This window comes from Pseudomonas sp. NFX15, assembly GCF_049132105.1.
Lineage (GTDB): Bacteria > Pseudomonadota > Gammaproteobacteria > Pseudomonadales > Pseudomonadaceae > Aquipseudomonas.
Genome location: NZ_JAFMPV010000031.1, coordinates 1 through 19,317, shown reverse-complemented (window position 1 = coordinate 19,317; position 19,317 = coordinate 1). Strand labels below are relative to the sequence as shown.

General features: G+C 60.3%; 16 protein-coding genes. 7 read left to right on the top strand and 9 right to left on the bottom strand.

Features of this window, described 5'->3' with window-relative positions:
* Positions 1-37 precede the first annotated feature (37 nt).
* The 4 genes from J1D76_RS24055 to J1D76_RS24040 are packed head-to-tail and all read left to right on the top strand — an operon-like array spanning position 38 to position 5,814.
* Positions 38-1,573 (top strand): TolC family protein, encoded by a 1,536-nt coding sequence (locus J1D76_RS24055; RefSeq protein WP_421140828.1) that lies wholly within the window; start codon positions 38-40, stop codon positions 1,571-1,573.
* Positions 1,554-2,375, top strand: a complete 822-nt coding sequence (locus J1D76_RS24050; RefSeq protein ID WP_421140827.1) for an efflux RND transporter periplasmic adaptor subunit — start codon at positions 1,554-1,556, stop codon at positions 2,373-2,375. The genes J1D76_RS24055 and J1D76_RS24050 overlap by 20 nt, the downstream gene beginning before the upstream one ends.
* Positions 2,372-3,718 (top strand): efflux RND transporter periplasmic adaptor subunit, encoded by a 1,347-nt coding sequence (locus tag J1D76_RS24045; RefSeq protein ID WP_421140826.1) that lies wholly within the window; start codon positions 2,372-2,374, stop codon positions 3,716-3,718. The genes J1D76_RS24050 and J1D76_RS24045 overlap by 4 nt, the downstream gene beginning before the upstream one ends.
* Positions 3,718-5,814: an HlyD family efflux transporter periplasmic adaptor subunit gene (locus J1D76_RS24040; RefSeq protein ID WP_421140825.1), complete on the top strand. Its 2,097-nt coding sequence runs from the start codon at positions 3,718-3,720 to the stop codon at positions 5,812-5,814. Before J1D76_RS24045 ends, J1D76_RS24040 begins: the two co-directional genes overlap by 1 nt.
* Positions 5,815-5,883: 69 nt before the next feature.
* Here the strand turns inward: J1D76_RS24040 and aspT are convergent, their stop codons facing one another.
* From aspT to J1D76_RS24015, 5 genes are all read right to left on the bottom strand, one after another.
* Entirely contained in the window at positions 5,884-7,575 is a 1,692-nt protein-coding gene (gene aspT, locus J1D76_RS24035; protein ID WP_421140824.1) for an aspartate-alanine antiporter, read from the bottom strand.
* A 24-nt stretch (positions 7,576-7,599) separates the two neighbouring features.
* Positions 7,600-9,210, bottom strand: coding sequence for a mechanosensitive ion channel family protein (locus J1D76_RS24030; RefSeq protein WP_421140823.1), 1,611 nt, complete (start codon positions 9,208-9,210; stop codon positions 7,600-7,602).
* Positions 9,211-9,467: 257 nt separating this feature from the next.
* Entirely contained in the window at positions 9,468-9,923 is a 456-nt protein-coding gene (locus tag J1D76_RS24025) for a hypothetical protein (protein ID WP_421140822.1), read from the bottom strand.
* A gap of 251 nt (positions 9,924-10,174) precedes the next feature.
* Complete coding sequence (locus tag J1D76_RS24020; protein ID WP_421140821.1) at positions 10,175-10,537, bottom strand: DUF6124 family protein; 363 nt, start codon at positions 10,535-10,537, stop codon at positions 10,175-10,177.
* A 485-nt stretch (positions 10,538-11,022) separates the two neighbouring features.
* Positions 11,023-11,385 (bottom strand): DUF6124 family protein, encoded by a 363-nt coding sequence (locus J1D76_RS24015; protein ID WP_421140820.1) that lies wholly within the window; start codon positions 11,383-11,385, stop codon positions 11,023-11,025.
* A 568-nt stretch (positions 11,386-11,953) separates the two neighbouring features.
* On the opposite strand from J1D76_RS24015, the gene J1D76_RS24010 reads away from it, so the two are divergent.
* From J1D76_RS24010 to J1D76_RS24000, 3 genes are all read left to right on the top strand, one after another.
* On the top strand, positions 11,954-12,502 hold the full coding sequence (locus J1D76_RS24010) for an RHS repeat-associated core domain-containing protein (protein WP_421140819.1): 549 nt from the start codon (positions 11,954-11,956) through the stop codon (positions 12,500-12,502).
* Between the two features lie 122 nt (positions 12,503-12,624).
* Positions 12,625-13,056, top strand: coding sequence for a hypothetical protein (locus tag J1D76_RS24005; RefSeq protein ID WP_421140818.1), 432 nt, complete (start codon positions 12,625-12,627; stop codon positions 13,054-13,056).
* A 304-nt stretch (positions 13,057-13,360) separates the two neighbouring features.
* Positions 13,361-14,470, top strand: a complete 1,110-nt coding sequence (locus J1D76_RS24000) for an RHS repeat-associated core domain-containing protein (protein ID WP_421140817.1) — start codon at positions 13,361-13,363, stop codon at positions 14,468-14,470.
* An 80-nt stretch (positions 14,471-14,550) separates the two neighbouring features.
* Here J1D76_RS24000 and J1D76_RS23995 read toward each other — a convergent pair whose 3' ends face one another.
* The 4 genes from J1D76_RS23995 to J1D76_RS23980 are packed head-to-tail and all read right to left on the bottom strand — an operon-like array spanning position 14,551 to position 18,704.
* Positions 14,551-15,255 carry an NAD(P)H-dependent oxidoreductase gene (locus tag J1D76_RS23995; RefSeq protein WP_421140816.1) on the bottom strand — a complete coding sequence of 235 codons (705 nt, stop codon included), beginning with the start codon at positions 15,253-15,255 and terminating at the stop codon, positions 14,551-14,553.
* Positions 15,256-15,264: 9 nt separating this feature from the next.
* Positions 15,265-16,911: an ABC transporter ATP-binding protein gene (locus J1D76_RS23990; RefSeq protein WP_421140815.1), complete on the bottom strand. Its 1,647-nt coding sequence runs from the start codon at positions 16,909-16,911 to the stop codon at positions 15,265-15,267.
* A gap of 2 nt (positions 16,912-16,913) precedes the next feature.
* Positions 16,914-17,741 carry an ABC transporter permease gene (locus tag J1D76_RS23985; protein ID WP_421140813.1) on the bottom strand — a complete coding sequence of 276 codons (828 nt, stop codon included), beginning with the start codon at positions 17,739-17,741 and terminating at the stop codon, positions 16,914-16,916.
* Between the two features lie 3 nt (positions 17,742-17,744).
* Positions 17,745-18,704, bottom strand: coding sequence for an ABC transporter permease (locus J1D76_RS23980; protein WP_421140811.1), 960 nt, complete (start codon positions 18,702-18,704; stop codon positions 17,745-17,747).
* Positions 18,705-19,317 lie beyond the last annotated feature (613 nt).

Below are 19,317 nucleotides of genomic sequence, written 5' to 3'. Positions count from 1 at the left end.
CGAACAGAGAAAAATCAAAGAGCACAAAGGATTGAACATGCCGAAAAATGCGACCAGGTTTATCAGTACTGCCCTCGCTAGCGCACTGTTGCTCAGTGCTTGCTCGTCGTTGGAGCCCAAGCCCGCCACTGACGATGAAAATCGTCAGCGCATCATCGACGATCAGACGCGCATGTATTCCGGCCAGGAGCCGGTGACCGCGCCCATCACGTTTTATGACGCCGCCGCGCGAGCACTCAAATACAACCTCGACTATCGCCTCAAGCTCATGGAGAGCGCGTTGGCGTCGGACCTGCGCGATGTCTCCAGCCACGAGATGCTGCCGCGACTGGTGGCGTCGGCCGGGTATGCCGGGCGCAACAACGACTCCGGCGGGACCTCCATCGGCATCGAAGACCGCCAGGTCAGCTTGCGCCCTTCGACGTCCGAAGAGCGCTATCGTGAAATCTATGGCCTGGGCCTGAGCTGGAGCCTGCTGGATTTCGGCGTGGCCTATTACCGCACCCAACAAAAAGCCGACCAGATCCTCATGGCCGAGGAGCGCCGGCGCAAAGTCGCGCAGAACGTCTTGCAGGACGTGCGCAACGCCTACTGGCGCGCCCTTGGCGCGCAACGCCTGATGCCGGAAGTCGACAAGCTGCTGATGCGCACCCACACCGCGCTGACTTCAGCCCGGGAAGCCGAACAACGCGGCCTGTTGCCGCGCCAGGAAATCCTTGCCTACCAGCGTGCGCTGCTCGATTCGATCTACCTGCTGACCGTGCGCCGCCAGGACCTGGAGTTCGCCCAGGCTGAACTCGCCGCGCTGATGTCGCTGCCGCCAGGCTCGAAAATGATCCTCGCCGACATGCCGGACCCACCGCTGCCGGAGGTGCGCCAAAGCATGGCGCAACTGGAACAACTGTCCCTGGAACACCGCCCCGAAATCATGGAAGAGTGGTACCGCAAGCGGGTCAACCAAAAAGACCTCGACATCGCCAAGGCGCAGTTGTGGCCGAACGTCACCGCCGATTTCGGCTACCACTACGACTCCAACAAATACCTGTACAACAACGACTGGAACGGCACCGGCCTGCAAGTCTCGATGAACCTGTTACGCCTGTTGCAATTGCCATCACTCAATGCCGCGCAAAAATCCCAGAGCGAAACCGACGATACCCGCCGCGTGGCCCTGTCCATGGCGATCCTGACCCAGGTCCGGGTCGGTACCCTGCGTTATCAACTGGCGCGCCAGGAAGTGGAATTCACCGAGGACAGCCTGCGGGTCGACCGCAGCCTGCTCGACTATGCGCAGGCGGCGAAAACCGGCGCCCTGGGTTCGGAGCTTGAAGTGATCCGTTCCGAAGGCCGCTACCTGCTTTCGCGCTACCAGCGTGAAGCGGCGTTCTCCAGTGCCCAGGCGGCGTGGGGCCGCCTGTATAACTCCATCGGCCTGGACGTGCTGCCGGAAGAAATCTCCAAACACGACATCAAGACGCTGTCCCGGGAAATCCAGCGCACCTTGAACGAACAAGAACAGCAACGCCTGCTCATCTCTCAGCAAGGAACGCCGAATGCGCAAAACCGCCCATGAGTCCCGTCTAGGGGCCCTGCTGTTGGCCTGTCTGATCCTGCCTGTTTATGCCGACGACACACCGTCGGCCTCCACCCTCGATAGCGCCAGCGCCATTCGCGTGTTGCTGGCCGCCGAACTGGAAACCACCCTGTCGAGCCAGATGAGTGGCACCCTCGGCGAGATGAAAACCGGTTTCGGCGAGCACGTCGGCAAATCCGAGGTGCTGGCCCGTTTCAACTGCAACGAAGCCGAAGCCCGAAGCAAGGTGGCCGCCGCCGAACTGGCGATGGCCAAACAGAACCTGGAAGCGAAAAAGCAGCTGCGCCAACTCAACGCCGTCGGCGACATCGAAGTGTCCGTGGCCAACACCGAAGTGCAAAAAGCCGACGGCGCCCGCGCCATGGGCGTCGCGCAAAGTGGTTACTGCCAGGTGTTGGCGCCGTTTGCCGGGCGCATCGCCAAGGTCTACGTCAAGCCGTTCCAGACCGTCACCGCCGGCACACCGCTGTTCGACCTGGTCAGCGACGGCGCCCTGAAAGTCCGGCTCAACGTGCCGTCCAATTTGCTGAAAACCCTCAAGCCCGGCCTGCCATTGCAAATCAGCATTCACGAAACCGGCAAAACCTACGGCGCCCACGTCAGCGCCATCAACTCGCGGGTCGATGCCGTGGCCCAGACCGTCGAACTCGAAGCCCGGCTTGACCAGAAATACCCGGACCTGATCGCAGGCATGAGCGGCACGGCGCGATTCAACACCGACACTGCCCGCCAGGATGAAGCGCTGGAAACCGATGCACAGCAAAAAAGCGCTCAGCCATGACCATGAACGAGCCCCTGCCGCACCCTCACCTGTTGCTGGAACTCGATGCCCTGCGCGACAAAGCGATGGCCGCCGATTCGCTGAACGCCCTGGCGTTCAGCATGGCCAACGACCTGTACCCGCTGCTGGCGTTTCATCAGGCGCTGGTGTTTGCCCAACGCGAGTCGTCACTGGAACTGCTCAACGTGTCCGGGCTGTCGCGGCCCAGCGAAGACTCGCCCTACCTGGTCTGGCTGCGTCGGGCCAGTCGTTGGATCGCGACGCAGGTACCCGATGGCGAACCGGTGTGGTTGACCCCGGACACCCGCCATCCGCCAGCGGACATCAGCGACGGCTGGAGCGAATGGTGGCCGTCGGGCCTGTGGTGCATTCCGGTGCAGAACCGGGAGGGACAGCGCCTGGGCCTGCTGGTATTGCTGCTGGAGCAGGAACCGCCCGAGGTGTTGTGGCAGCACCTCAAAGGCCTGGTCAACACGTGGGGTTACTGCTGGGCAGCGCTGAGCCGGCATCGTCGCTTGAGCCGCTGGCGCCCCAATCGCAAGCAATTGCTGCTGGGCCTGATCGTGCTCGGTGCCTTGCTGTTGCTACCGGTGCGGCAAACCGCATTGGCGCCGACGGAAATCGTCTCGCGCCAGGCACAGATCATCAGTTCGCCCATTGACGGCGTGATCGAGAAAATCCGGGTACGCCCCAACCAACCGGTAGACAGCGGTACGCCGCTATTCTCGCTGGATGAAACCACCCTGCGCAGCCGTGCCGAAGTGCTGGGCAAGGAAGTCGCGGTGGCCGATGCCGAATTGCTGGCGGCCAGTCAGCGGGCATTCGATAACCCGCAAAGCAAAAGCGAGCTGACCCTGCTGCAGGGCCGGGCCCAACAGCGCCGGGCCGAACTGGCGGCGGTGCAAGCACAACTCAAGCGCACCCAGGTGCTGTCCCCACGTGGCGGCGTTGCGGTGTTCAGCGACCCCAACGACTGGCTGGGCAAACCGGTAGTGACTGGCGAGCGCATCATGCAAGTGGCCGACCCGAGCCAACCGGCCATGCAGATCCAGTTGGCGGTGGCCGACGCCATCGCTCTGGAGCCCGGGGCGGAAGTCACGCTGTTTCTCACGGCCTACCCGCTGACCCCGCTCAAGGGCAAGATCCTCGAAACCAGTTACCAGGCCCGCCCCAGCGATGAAGGCGTGGTCGCCTATCGCCTGTTGGCCAGCATCGACGGCGCGCCGGAACATGCACGCCTGGGCCTGCACGGCACCGCCAAGCTGTACGGCGGCCGGGTGATGCTCGGTTATTACTTGCTGCGCCGTCCGCTGGCGACGCTGCGGGCGTGGAGTGGCTGGTAATGCTCGATCCTGCCGACCTGCCCCTGCCGCCCCTGCGCGAAGACCTGCGCCTGAGCGAAGCCGCCAACGGCAGTAACGGTGAACCGGCCTGGGTGATCCAGGACACGGTGATCAATCGTTTCTACCGCATTGGCTGGCTGGAGTTCGAATGCTTGCTGCGCTGGGGCCAGTCGCCCAGGCAGATCAGCGAACAAATTGCCGAAGGCACCGCGCTCAAACCGGATGTCGAACAGATCCTCGACTTTCGCCAGTTCCTCGAACACCACCAACTGCTGCGCGCTGGCCCCGCGGCACTCGAACGGCTCAAGGCCAAGGCTGAGGAAGGCAGCTGGCTGAGCTGGCGCTGGTGGTTGCACCACTATCTGTTCTTCCGCATTCCTCTTTTGCGACCGCAACAACCGCTGCAACACCTGGCCCGTGCACTGGGTTGGCTGTTTCACCCGCTCACCGGGCTGCTGGTGCTGGCCCTGAGCCTGTGGGGTGTGATTCTGGTGCTGCAACAGTGGGACGTCTTCACTCACGCCGTGGTCGAGTCGTTTTCCACCGAAGGCCTGTTCAGTTTTGCCCTGGCGCTGATCGTCGCCAAGACCCTGCACGAAATGGGGCATGCCCTGGTCGCGACACGCCTGGGTTTGCGCGTCGGGCACATGGGCATTGCGTTCGTGGTGCTGTGGCCGATGCTTTACACCGACACCGGCGAGAGCTGGAAACTCAGTCGCTCGCGGCAACGCCTGGCGATTGCCTCGGCGGGCATCGTCACCGAACTGTCCCTGGCCGGGCTGTCGACGCTGGGCTGGGCGCTATGCGATCCGGGCCCCTTGCGCAATGCCCTGCTGTACCTGGCCACCACCAGTTGGCTGCTGTCGCTGGCCCTCAACGCCAGCCCGTTCATGCGCTTCGACGGCTACTTCATCCTCTCCGACCTGCTGGACTTCCCCAACCTGCACGAGCGCGCCTCGGCCCTGGCGCGGGTCACCCTGCGGCGCAATCTGCTGGGCTTGCAGGAAGACTGGCCGGAAACGTTCCCCACCGGGCAGCGCCGGCTGCTGGTGACGTTTGCGATGATCACCTGGGTGTATCGGCTGGTACTGTTTTTGGGGATCGCGCTGGCGGTCTACCTGTTCTTCTTCAAGTTGCTGGGGATCATCCTGTTCATGGTCGAATTGTCCTGGTTTATCGCCATGCCGGTGGTGCGTGAATTGAATCATTGGTGGCAACACCGTGCCGGCGTCCCGAGCCGGCGCAAGGTACTGTTTTATGCCGTGCTGGCGCTGATCGTCGCGGGGCTGGCTATCCCGTGGCACAGCCAGATCGATGCGGTCGGCGTGGCCCGGGCCGAACACCAGTTACGCGTCTATGCGCCCTACCCGGCGCGGCTGCAATCGATCCACGCCGACGGACCGGTCAAGGCCGGAGAAACCCTGATCGTGCTCGACGAACCCGACATCGCCTCGCGCCTGCAAAGCAGCGAAGACAACGCGCGCAGCTATGAGGCGCGGTTGTCCGGCTTGTTGGCCGACCCCGGTGGGCTGGCCGAAGACGCCGTGACTCGCCAGCGCCTGAACGTGCAATTCGAAGAGGCCCGGGCTGCGCGTTCGGAAATCGCCCGGCTCAACCTGCAAACGCCGTTTGCCGGGATCTGGCTAGACGTCAATTCGGACTGGAAAGCCGGCCAGTGGGTCGGGCGCCAGGAATCGCTGGGCATGTTGATCGACCCGCGCAGCTGGCAAGTGGACGCCTATGTCGCCCAGGACCAGGTACACCGCATGGCCACCGGCGACCGAGTGCGCTTCTACCCCGACGGCCAGCCCACCCCGCTCACGGGAAGCATCGTGGTGATCGGCAGCACCCGCGCCAGCCAACTGTCGCACCGCATGCTGTCCTCACGCTTCGGCGGCCCGGTACCCACCACCTCCGCCGAGCATGCGTTGATCCCCAGCGCAGCATTGTTCCAGGTGTCGATCCAACTCGATGAGCCGTTGCCTAGCCTGCGCGAAACTCGGGGGCATCTGAAGATCGAGGGGGAACGCCGTAGTTTATTGGCGGATGGGGCGACGCACTTGATGGCGGTGTTGATGCGCGAAAGTGGTTTCTGAACCTCAGATGCACTTGTGGCGAGGGAGCAAGCTCCCTCGCCACAATGGTCTTCAGCGCTTTGAAAATGGCTAGCCCGCCACCACAAACACAATGATCGGCCCACACACCGCCAGCAACACGTTGGAAATCGCATAGCACACGGTAAAGCCGATCACCGGGGTGTTGCTGCCCGATTGTTCAATGATCTTGTTCATCGACGCCGCTTCGGTCTGCGCACCGGCCAGGGCGCCGAACAGGATCATCGGGTGCAGGCGCAATACATATCGGCCGAAGTACAGCGCCACCAACGGCGGCACGATGGTGACCACGGCACCGGACAACAGCAACGCCAGGCCTTGTTCCTTCATCGCGGCAAAGGCTGCCGGGCCCGCGAGCAGGCCGACCACCGCGCCGAACGCGGTCAGGCCGAACTCGGAAAATGCCCATTGCGCGGCCGGGGGCAAGGCGCCAACTTCCGGGTGACGGGAGTTGTACCAGCCAATCACCAGCGCCGCGACCAGCACCCCGCCACCAATGCCCAACTCCACGGGAATCATCCCGACATGGGTCGACAACAGCCCCAGCAATGAGCCCAGCACCATGCCAAGGGTGTGCACGGCGATGTCGCTCTTGTAGTTGTTCTCACGAATCCGCCCCATCCGCTTGGCCACCGCTTCGACACTAACCGTGCGCCCGGTCACCGTTACCACGTCACCGCGACGCAATACCGTGTTGGGCAACAAGGGCAATTCGTAGCCCTGGCGGGTGATGGTATTGATAAAACAGCCCAGGCGCCTGGCGCTTTCCAGGCGCTCTTTGGCCTGATGAATGGTTTTGCCGGCGAACTCCGGCGAAGTCACGACGATGTCCACTTTGCGGGTGGGGAATGACAAGGATTCGGCATGGTCGATTTCTGGTCCGATCCACTGGGTCAGCGTGCCCACCGATTCACGCAGCGCGTAGACCCCGACGATATCGCCGGCCATGAGGGTGAAACCCTCGTCACGCTCGATTATTTTACCGGCCCGCACCACGCGCTCGACCGTGAGCGAGTCGTGCTGTTTCTCCACATCGACAATGCGCTGACCGTTGGCCGAACCGTTGGCGGCCACCTGGTGTGCGCGTACGACAATGCGCGTGTACGGCACGGTGATCGCGTCTTCTTCCTTGGCAATCCCCAATTCCAATTCCAGCTCACGGGCCGAAGCCTTGAGGTCCACGCCCAGCAGTTTCGGCGCGATGCTGCCGACGAAGACGATCAGGCCGATAGTGCCGAACAGGTAGGTGATCGCGTAGGCAATCGCCATGTGACTGTTGAGTTGCGCCCTGGCCGCAGTGTCGATCGACAATTGGTTGATGGCGCTGGTGGCGGTACCCATGATCGCCGTGTCGGTCAATGCACCGGCGCCCAGTCCGGCGGTGAACCCGGCGTCGAAATGGAACACCGCGTTCATCGCCAGGATCGCCGCCAGCGCTGTCCCGCACAGCACCACGCTGAGTACCACCAGCTTCAGCGTGCCGCGATTGAGGCTGCCGAAAAACTCCGGCCCGCTCTTGAAGCCGACCGCGTAGATGAACATCACGAAAAATACCGACTTCAGACCGGTCGGCACTTCCAGCCCGATCTGGCCAATCAGCAACCCCATCAACAGCGCGCCCGCCACCGAACCCAGATGGAAACTGCCGATGTGGATACGGCCAACGAAGACGCCCAGGGCGATGGCCAGGAACACCGCGATTTCCGGGTCGGAGCGCAAGGCATGGAGCACAAACTCGATCATGGTACGAACTCCGTTTCAGGCGGATCAGGATTCTTTCGGTTCTTCTGCGGGTGCCGGGTACCACTTGTCCCTGGGTACCCATTTTTCCTGTTGCGGATCGCCCAGGTAGTGCGGCGACATGATCTGCACGCCGTACTCGTTGAACACATCCTGGATGTTGGCGTGCAGCATGCTCAGCAGCACCGCGCGCGGGCGAGGCTGGCTCGGAATGGCCTGGGCCACCAGCCGGTATTCCGGATAGAAGTCCGACAGCGCTGTCTGGAACACCTGGGCCGGCGGCACTTCGAGCACCCCTGGTGTGCGTCTCGCGGCCTCCAGCAACATCGCCTCCACCTGCCGCCACGGCGTGTCGTAGCCGATGGTCACGACCGTATCGACCACGTAACCGGGGCCTTGCACCACCCGCGAGTAGTTCTTGGTCACGGTGCCGGTAATCATCGAGTTGGGCAACGTCAGCACTTCGCCAAGCCCGGTGCGGATGCTGGTGGTAAACATGCCCAGTTCGGTGACCGTGCCTTCGTAATCGCCAATGCGCACGAATTCGCCCGGACGCAGGGTTCGGGTGTACGTCAGGATCAACCCCGCCGCCGCCTGACCGACCACACTGGTGGCGCCGAGGGAAATCATCAGGCCGATCAGCACCGACAACCCCTTGAACGCATCGGTGCCGGCGCCTGGCAGGTACGGATAGGCCATGGCCAAGGCAAACAGCCAGATTGCCAGGGACGTCAGGCGCTGGGTCGGTTGCAGGGTTTCATGGTTCAGCCAGCTGAGCGTCCCCGGCGCCGCCATGCGCCGCAGGATCCGGCGCATGAAGACAGTGGCGCCGCGGGCAATAAAGAAAATCGCCAGTGCCACGCCCAACCCGGGTATGGCGCCGAGAATGCCTTGCAGCAGATAGTCGCCCACTTCCAGCAGGTAATTGTTGAGGCTTTCGCCCCAAGGCCGGGTATAGGGAAAACGCGACAAGACAAAGCCCAGCCATTCGTAGGTCAGCAGCAGCACGATGACCCAACGCAACAACTCCAGCAGGCGGCTGACCATCGGATACAGGTACTTGGCGTCGACCAGTGGCACCCGTCCAACCTTCAACGCCTGGGTGTGCCGGTGCATCAATTCCGGCAACTTGACCAGCGCCCGGCGCCGCAGATACGCCATGCCCAGCAACAGGCCGATGTAGATGCCGGTGGCGATCAACGCGGCGGCGACGGAACGCAGGATCAAGCGCAGGCTTCGGGCTTCCTGGGTCTCGGCCACGACCTGGCGCAGCTTGTCGGCCGCGGCTTCGGCCGCCTGCTGCACGGTGTCGAATTCGGTGGCGTCGAAGTCCTTGGGCGACACGATAAAGGCGCGCCGGCTCCCCAGCAGCACCATGTAGCTTTTCATGATCGGGTCGAGGGTGACATTGAGGTCGTCGGCGTCATCCAGCGCCTCGCCAATCACCGCTTTTGCCCGTTTGGCCCGCGAGGCCGGGGCTTCGCCGAGGATGGACGCGCGAAACACCATGATGTTTCGGTTGGCCACTTTCAATTCAGCGGGAGCATCCACTGCTTTCGGCGCGTCTTCGGCCCAGAGTTGTGCTGCCCAGAACATCCCGAAAACAGTAAACAGTACAGCGAGCAGCCTGCTCCGCATGTGTCAGATCCTTACTTCACAAAATTCAAATCGAGGGTATGTACCGCAGCGTAGTTCACCGATGAACGGTTGTCAGATTTGCGCTACAAGGTGTTCCTGTGCGCAACGGATCCCCTGAAACTGCGGGCAAGTGAGGGATTGGCATGCGACACAAATCCAACCGTAAACGCTGCCAGCGACAGCGTTTTGTCAGGCGACGATGCGGTTGGATTTGATAGTCTCTTCGCGGGCGCGCCCGCTCCTGCATTTTCCAGGACTCAAGGATTGACCTGATACCCCTTGCCCTGCAAACAGCTGCTGTAAGCCGACGCGGTATTGGCCTGGCTGGTTTTCTCGTCCGCCCGGCGCTCCTGACGCTGGCGCGAACCACCGACCACGACGCCAGCCGCCGCCGTTTCCTTGGCGCGGTTCTGCCTATAGTCCTGTTGCTTATCACTGTCGACGCGGTCGTAGGCCTCCTCATGCTGATTGCCGCGCACCTGGGCGGCGGTCGCGCCAGCGGCGGCCCCTACCGCGGCACCCTTGACCCGCCCGCCGGACGGCGTAGAAGACGTCGAAGCGCTCTGGCTGGCGGCAATGCTGTTGCATTCGTTGATGTCGGCCTGGGTTTGTTGCGAACTTTGCCCTTTCATCGGCACCACCGATTGTGCCCATCCCGTGGCACTCAAGACCGAAAAGGCGATGCAAAGGCTGATGGGTGAGAGTTTTTTCATGACGACCTCCGGATGAACGTGGTTCACCCCCAACAGGAGTTTAGATCAGCCCCCGCCAGCCACCCGGTGACTGACCGGCGGCAGGCTTGATCTGCATCGCCCGTCGGGGTCGTCGACCTCCACCCGCGCGGACCTGTAGGAGCTGGCTTGCCAGCGAAGGCGGTGTGTCAGGCAACTGACTTTCTGGCTGAAGGACCGCTTTCGCTGGCAAGCCAGCTCCTACAGGTTTATCGGTGATCTTGAAGTTGTGGTTATTCCGGCGGATCGAGCTGATCCAGCGCCCGGTTCACCGCCAGTTCGCCGAGCATGATCACCTGCGCAATGCCCAGCAGCGCATGGCGGCTGGTGCCTTGCAACTGATCCACCAGATCGGTGGCCATCACATTGGCCGACGCCAGCGATTCACAGGCATGCACCAGCAGGGTTTCGACATTGAGTTCAGGATTGACCGTGAACATGGCGCTGGGCTTGCGCGGTGCCGCCATGATGCCGGGACCGGGGTTGAGGTAATGATCGAGGGCGCGCTCGGCGGCTTCGTGGAGTTTTTTTGAATCGAGGCTTTCGTACGGGGAGGCTGGATCGGTGTCCGGCGGGTTGGGTGTGACTTTGAACATGGATGAAACTCCTGAATGTAAGTAAGGAGCCATCAACCTTCGCTACCAAACGATGGGTGGCGGCCATACGCGGGTTGGTAGACCGGCATCCAGGACCCGGCGCATCCGAAGATGCCCTGCGCATGGCCACCATTTAGAAGAGACAAAAAGCTCTGCCAAGCGTGGCGTTCTGCGACTGGATAACCGGGCTACCAAACCCGATCGCTGCTGTTTTGCAGCGACCGGTCAACGATAAACCCATCCCCAAGGCGCACAAGCCGGCGGATTCTGGCGTAGCTGTAGGCAATGACGCAAGCCGTTGTAGCTTGCGAGAAGTAACGCTGACAGCCGTTAAACACCCCCGATTCAGACAGCCCATACAATCCCCCTGTAGGAGCTGGCTTGCCAGCGAAGGCGGTGTGTCAGGCAACTGACTTGTCGGCTGAAAGAGCGCTTTCGCTGGCAAGCCAGCTCCTACAGGTTTATCGGTGATCTTGAAGTTGTGGTTATTCCGGCGGATCGAGCTGATCCAGCGCCCGGTTCACCGCCAGTTCGCCGAGCATGATCACCTGCGCAATGCCCAGCAGTGCATGGCGGCTGGTGCCTTGCAGATGATCCACCAGGTCGTTGGCCATGACATTGGCCGACGCCAGCGATTCGCAGGCATGCACCAGCAAGGTTTCGACATTGAGTTCGGGATTGACGGTGAACATGGCGCTGGGCTTGCGCGCGGTGGCCATTATGCTTGGGCCGGGGTTCAGGTAATGATCGAGGGCGCGCTCGGCGGCTTCGTGGAATTGCTTTGAGTCGGTACTTTCGTACGGGGATATGGGATCGGTGTCCGGCGGGTTGGGTGTGACTTTGAACATGGTGAAACTCCTTATGCGAAGAACAAAGGAGCCATCACTCTCGCTACCAAACGATGGGTGGTGGCCATACGAAGGTTGGTAGACCGGTCGCACAAGGAACCCCGGCGCTCCCGAAGGAGCCCTGCGCATGGCCACCATAAATAGAGCCGAAAACACGACTGCTTCTGATGGCGCGATACGTTTGTGCGAGGTGGGCTACCAAACCCAATCACTGTTATTCAGCGACCGGCCAACGATAAAACCCATCCCCAAGACGCACAAGCCGGCGGATTCTGGCGTAACTGTAGGCAATGACGCAAGCCGTTGTAGCTTGCGAGAAGTAACGCTGACAGCCGTTAAACACGCCCGATTCTGACAGCCACCACAATCCCCTGTAGGAGCTGGCTTGCCAGCGATGGCGGTGTGTCAGGCAACCGAGTGGCTGGCTGAAAGACCGCTTTCGCTGGCAAGCCAGCTCCTACAGGGTCCACCGACGAGAACACTGCCTATCAGTTCTGCTAGTTCCCAACAAAAAAGACCCGACCGATACTCAAGCGCTACCCGACTTTGAAAGCCAGGAGCGCACCCCATGTCGTCCACTCTGCTCTGCCGATATCGCTATGACCCGCTGGATCGCCTGACCAGCCACACACCGTCAGCATCGCCCGAACTTCAACGTTTCTACTGCAGAAGCCGGCTGGCCACCGAAGTACAGGGTGCTATCGGGCACTCCATCGTCCAGCAGGGTGACTTGCTGCTGGCGCAACAACAGCGCCAGAACGGAGTTCTCGACACCACCCTGCTAGCCACGGACCTGCAACGCTCAGTGCTGAATATGCTCAAGAGCACCCAACAACCACAACCCATCGCCTATTCCCCCTACGGCCATCGCCCCGCCGAAAGCGGCCTGAGCAGCTTGCTGGGATTCAACGGTGAACGGCCGGACCCGGTAACCGGACATTACGTGTTGGGGAATGGGTATCGGGCGTTTAATTCGGTTTTGATGAGATTTCATAGTCCGGATAGTTTGAGTCCGTTTGGCAAGGGTGGTCTGAATTCGTATGCCTATTGTTTAGGGGATCCTATAAATTTTTCAGACCCCAATGGACACAGCCCATTCAGCTACCTGAAAATTTAGTCAACACCCTATTTAAGTCAAAGAGACCAAAAAAAACCAGCGCCTTTATCCCCACAAATAAATCTAATTTCGCTAACTACTCAGGCGATGCTGGCGACCCTGTTTCGCTTAATGATTTGACGATGCGTAAATATGAAAAAATGTTCGGAGCAGTACCAGGCAGCCAGTTAGAAGAGCTACTGAATAAAAAAGTCCGTACCGTAGAAATATGGGATACAAAAACCGGAATACACAACATACAGCAGCATATAGAACATCGGGGCGATGATCTTTTGCCATACGATGTAATCAGTGCAGGATTACGAGGTGAGTTAAATGGGGTTCTACCCCATAGGGCTAACGAATTTTCGATACTTATATCTGAAGGAAAATTCCCAATAGCAAGAGACCTTACATTCGTCAACACCAAGGGGCTCAATATATTCAAGATGGATATCTATAGGCAGAGTGAGATTTACAGGCAGGCAGGTGTTCCTTTGCCTGATGCATTTCGCCAAGGCATGCCTATTACAGTGATTAAAAACGCTAACAAAATCAGGTTTGAAGCCGGTTAAGTTTCAGTAGGTATTGCAAACGACACTCAACACGTGGGGGTAGCCTGTTCGCGATAGCGGTGTATCAGTCAGCAGAGATGTTGAACATGAAGCCCTCATCGCGAGCAAGCTCGCTCCCACAGAGATGTAGATAGGTGCTCGGGCATCTGCAACACCACCAACCATTGTAGGAGCGAGCCTGCTCGCGATGACGTCAGTGCAACCGACGCAATTTTCGGCTCTCCCACTATCAGTTCTGTTAGTTCCCACCGACAGCAACTGAGCCCAAACTCAGGCATTCACGTCCCTGAGAGTAGGAGTCACCATGTCTTCCCCTCAAAAAGTCCTGATTTGCCGTTATCGCTATGATCCCCTGGATCGCCTCACCAGCCACACTTTGCCCGATCTCGCGGAACGACATCGCTTCTACTGCAAAAGCCGCCTGGCCACCGAGGTACAAGGTGCGGCCGGACACTCGATCGTCCAGCACGACGATCTGCTGCTGGCGCAACAACAGCGCCAGAACGGAGTACTCGACTCCACCCTGCTAGCCACGGATCTGCAACGCTCGGTGCTGCACACGCTCAAGAACGATCGACAACCACAACCCATCGCGTATTCCCCCTACGGCCATCGCCCCGCCGAAAGCGGCCTGAGCAGCTTGCTGGGATTCAACGGTGAACGGCCGGATCCGGTAACTGGGTATTATTTTTTGGGTAATGGGTATCGGGCGTTTAATCCAGTGTTAATGCGTTTTAATAGTGCAGACAGTTGGAGCCCCTTCGGAAAGGGAGGATTGAACCCATACGCGTATTGTTTGGGCGACCCTATCAACAGAAATGATCCAAATGGGCATGTGCCTACGATGTATGCATTTTTTAAAGCAAACAGGACTTTGGTCGTAGCACCATATTCAAAACGACCCACCACTTGGAATATACGCCCAAACATAACAAACGAAACGGCGAAACTTGCAGTAACTAAAATAAACGCTAACAGAACAAAGATGTCGCTAATGGATGAAGATATTGTGAACACTTTCAAACACCATGAACAACACCTTTACAACCCATCACCCAATCAACATCTAAACTTAAAAAACCGTGCCGCACAGATTATCGCCTTAGACGGCAGGCATGACCTGTCAGAACTCCCTAAAACTCTAATAGAGCACGTAGCTACCACCAAAAAACATCAAAATGAGTCAGTCAAAAATTTTTACAACTCAATCAAAACCAAAGATTACGCCAACCAAATAACCTTTGAAATAGACAGACTTGCAGACGGCGAAGTGAGCTTAGTGTCAAATACGTACAATTCATCCACCCACAAACTTGCAGGTGAATATCAAAAACGAATAGCCGACATACGAACCTCCATCGACAACCTCGTACGCGAAAATGACCGGATATTCAACTTCATAGTGCAAAAATAGCATTACAAGCGCTTGCTGATTATTTCCAAACATGGAAATAATCAGCAAGAAACTGTGTCACCCAGGCAATCACAACATAATTACTGACGCAACGGATAAAGCTGCTCATCAAACTCCGCCAACTTTGGAAACACCAACGACTGGTCGTCACTCAAATGCTGCAACCGCTGCCCATAGTCAACCAGAAACTGCTGGCGCGCCTCTTCACTGATATACGGCACATGCCACGCCACAAACGGCTCCAGCACATCGAAACCAACATAGGCCAGCGTGCCACGCAAAATCGGCCGCAGCATGTCCTCCAGCGGTCCATGAATCGCGCCCTCCCCAAACATGTGTTCACGCCCGCCCAGGGTCACGGTCACCAGCGCCTTCTTGCCGGCCAGACCGCCCTGATCGTAGAAGCGCTTGCCGCCATAGCAGATGCCCGACACCAGCACCCGGTCGATCCAGCCCTTGAGCATGGCCGGGGTGGAGAACCAGAAGATCGGGAAGTTGAGGATCAGCAGGTCGGCCCACAGCAGCTTGTCCAGTTCCGCCTGGATGTCCGACGCCAGGGACTGGCTCTTCACGCCCAGGCGTTGTTCCAGGGCGTAGACCAGGTACTCGGGGTTTTCCCGGTTCGAGAAATCCGCGTCGCTGGCCACCGGGTTCCAGTTCATTTTGTACAGGTCACTGACCTGCACTTCGTGGCCTTGGGCTTCGAGGGTGGCAACGGCCTGGTCACGCAGGGCGGCGGTGAAGGATTGCGGCTCCGGGTGAGCGTGGACGATCAGTACTTTCATGGGGGTTCCTTAGACTTGTTCCAGCGAATCGGTTGAAGGGGTGCAAGCGCGCGTGGCCAACAAGCGGTCGAGCCAGTCAGGGTCCATTTGCGGTTCGGAAGAAAATAGCAGCCCGGTGTAGTCGTGATGCGGCGGGGTGAAGATCTGGCTGCGCGAGCCGTGGTCCACCACCCTGCCCCGTTGCATCACCAATACCTCATCGGCAATCGCCCGCACAGTAGCAACATCGTGGGTGATGAACAGGTATGCCACACCCAACTGTTGCTGGATGCGGTTGAGCAATTTCAGCACGCCTTCGGCCACCAGTTGATCCAGCGCCGAGGTCACTTCGTCGCAGATGATCAGTTGCGGATCGGCCGCCAAGGCCCGGGCGATGCAGATGCGTTGTTTCTGCCCGCCGGACAGCTCCCGGGGCTGGCGCTCCATGAAGGTCGCCGGGTCGAGTTCGATCATCTCCAGCAATTCGGCGACCCGGGCGCGCATGGCCTTGCCCTTGAGGCCCAGATAGAACGTCAGCGGCCGGCCGATGATGTCGACGATGCGCTGACGCGGGTTCAACGCCGTGTCGGGGATCTGGTAGATCATCTGGATGCGCCGCAGTTGTTCCTTACTGCGCTGGCGAAAGTCCGCCGGCAAAGGCTGGCCGTCGTACAACACCTCACCGTAAGTCGGCGGCAGCAATCCGGTGATCAGCCGCGCCGTCGAGCTTTTGCCGCTGCCGGACTCGCCGATTACCGCCAGGGTCTGGCCGCGATACAACTTCAACGACACGTCGTGCAGCACCGGTTGCTGGCCATAACTGGCGCAGCTGTTGCGCAACTCCAGCAGCGGTTGTTCCTGCTGCGGGCAGGCCTTGGGTTCGGTGCGGAAGCTGCGCACTGCCCACAGCGACTTGGTGTAGTCCTCCTGCGGGTTGCCGAGCATTTGCCGGGTCTCGGCCTCTTCCACCAGTTTGCCGTGGCGCAGCACCATGATGCGGTCGGCCATTTGCGCGACCACCGCCAAGTCGTGGCTGATGTAGATCGCTGCGCTGCCGTAGGTCGCCACCGCGTCACGAATGGCGGCGAGCACTTCGATCTGGGTGGTGACGTCGAGCGCAGTGGTCGGTTCGTCGAAGATGATCAGGTCCGGATGGCAAGCCATGGCCATGGCGGTCATGACTCGCTGCAACTGGCCGCCGGAGACTTGATGCGGATAACGCTGGCCGATGGTCTCGGGATTAGGCAGACGCAGCACCCGGTACAACTCCACCGCCTCGCGCATTGCCTGATCACGACTCATGCCGCCGTTTTTCACGGCAGTTTCGACGTGCTGGTCGATCAGTCGATGGGCCGGGTTGAACGAGGCAGCCGCGCTCTGTGCCACATAGGCAATGCGCAAACCGCGCAGTTTGCGCAGGGCTTCGGGCTTGGCCTTGAGCAGGTCGATACCGTCGAACTGCACCGAGCCGCCAGTGATCCGGCAGCCGTCGCGGGTGTAGCCCATCGCCGACAGGCCAAGCGTCGACTTGCCCGCGCCGGACTCGCCGATCAGCCCCAGGACTTCACCGCGTTGCAGGGTCAGGTCGATGCCCCTGATCAGCGGATGCCAGGCGTCTTCGTAGTGGCCTTCGATGTGCAGGTTGCGGATTTCCAGCAAAGGTTTTGGAGTCGTCATGTTCAGCATTCCTTGAGGCCGCTGGATTTGTGCAGCATCCAGTCGACGACGAAGTTGACGCTGACCGTGATCAAGGCCACGGCCAGCGCAGGCAACAGCGGACTGATGTCGCCAAAGGTGATCAACACCGCGTTGTCGCGCACCATACTGCCCCAGTCGGCAGTCGGCGGCTGGATGCCCAGGCCAAGGAACGACAGCGCACTGATGAACAGGAACACGAAGCAGAAGCGCAGGCCGAACTCGGCAATCAACGGCGCGGCGGCGTTGGGCAATACCTCGCGGGTCACCAGCCACCACAGGCCTTCACCGCGCAGGCGTGCGGCTTCGACGAAATCCTGCACCACCACGTTCATCGCCACGGCGCGGGACAGGCGAAACACCCGGGTGGCGTCCAGCAGCGCAATCACCAGTACCAGCGAGGTCGCGGTGGTGCCGACCACGCTGAGGATCAGCAAGGCGAAGATCAGTTGCGGAATCGCCATCAGGATGTCCACCACCCGGGACAAGCCCTGATCGACCCAACCGCCCTTGATCGCCGCGATCAGGCCGCTCAAGCCGCCGAGCAGGAACGCCAGCACCGTGGTCAGGAAGGCAATGCCCAGGGTGTTGCGCGCGCCATACACCAGGCGGCTGAACATGTCGCGCCCCAGGTTATCGGTGCCCAGCAGGAACTGACCACCCCACGGCGCAAAGCCATCGCCCACGACCTGGGTTTCGCCGAACGGCGCCAACACCGGTGCGAATACCGCGACCAGCACGTACAGCAGGATCATCAACAAACCGAACTTGGCGCTCAGGGGCGCCCGCCACACTTGTTTCAACAGGCTCATGGTCTACCCCTTTGGATGCATCAGACGCGGGTTGCTGGCAATCGACAACACGTCGGCGCTGGTGTTGAGCAGGATGTAGGTCGCGGCGAAGATCAGGCTGCAGGCCTGCACCACCGGGATGTCACGCTTGGCCACCGAGTCCACCAGCAACTGACCGAGCCCCGGATAGACGAACACCACTTCGACCACCACCACACCCACCACCAGGTACGCCAGGTTCAGCGCCACCACGTTAACGATGGGCGCCAGGGCGTTGGGCAAGGCGTGGCGGAAGATGATCCGCGACTGGCTGATGCCCTTGAGCCGGGCCATTTCGATGTAGGGGCTGGCCAGCAGGTTGATCAGGGAGGCGCGGGTCATGCGCATCATCTGTGCGATCACCACCAGGCTCAGGGTGGCCACCGGCAGTACCGAACGCTCGAGAATCGTGCCCAGCGAAGCGTCCGGTGCGAGGTTGGAGATGCTCGGGAACCGGTTGAGCTTCACCGCGAACACCAGGATCAGGATGTAGGCGACGAAGAACTCGGGGAACGACACCGCGCTCAGGGCCGAGGTGTTGAGCAAGCGATCGAACCAGCTATTGCGGTACAACGCGGCGAGCATGCCCAGCAGCAAGGCCGTGGGCACCGAAACCAATGCCGCCAGCAGCGCGAGACTGAAGGTGTTGCCCAAACGGCTGGCGACCAGTTCGGCGATGGGCCGCTGGTTGGCCAGCGAGACGCCGAGGTCACCTTGCAGCAGGTGCCAGATCCAGTGGCCGAAACGGGTCAGCGGCGGCAGGTCCAGGCCCAGTTGTGCGCGGTAGGCCGCCACGGTTTCCGGGGTGGCCGACTGGCCGAGCATGGCCTGGGCGATGTCGCCCGGGAGCATGCCGACGGCCAGGAAAATGATCACCGAAACGGCGAACAGGGACAGCAGGCCTAGGGCGAGACGCTGCCCCAACAGCTTGAAAATACTCTTCATCGTGCAACTCCTTGGATTGGGCACGCCTTTGAAGACAGCAATATCTCCACGGTAGGAGCCGGCTTGCCGGCGAAGGCGTCCGCGTGGGCGGTGCAGGGCTTGAAGGCCTCTTCGCTGGCAAGCCAGCTCCTACAATGGTTTGCGTCAGTTAAATCTGCGTCTTTGTAGGAGCTGGCTTGCCGGCGAAGGCGTCCGCGTGGGCGGTGCAGGGCTTGAGGGCCTCTTCGCTGGCAAGCCAGCTCCTACAATGGTTTGCGTCAGTTGAATCTTCGTCTTTGTAGGAGCCGGCTTGCCGGCGAAGGCGTCCGCGTGGGCGGTGCGGGGCTTGAAGGCCTCTTCGCTGGCAAGCCAGCTCCAACAATGGTTTGCGTCAGTTAAATCTTCGTCTTTGTAGGAGCCGGCTTGCCGGCGAAGGCGTCCGCGTGGGCGGTGCAGGGCTTGAGGGCCTCTTCGCTGGCAAGCCAGCTCCTACAATGGTTTGCGTCAGTTAAATCTTCGTCTTTGTAGGAGCCGGCTTGCCGGCGAAGGCGTCCGCGTGGGCGGTGCAGGGCTTGAAGGCCTCTTCGCTGGCAAGCCAGCTCCTACAATGGTTTGCGTCAGTTGAATCTTCGTC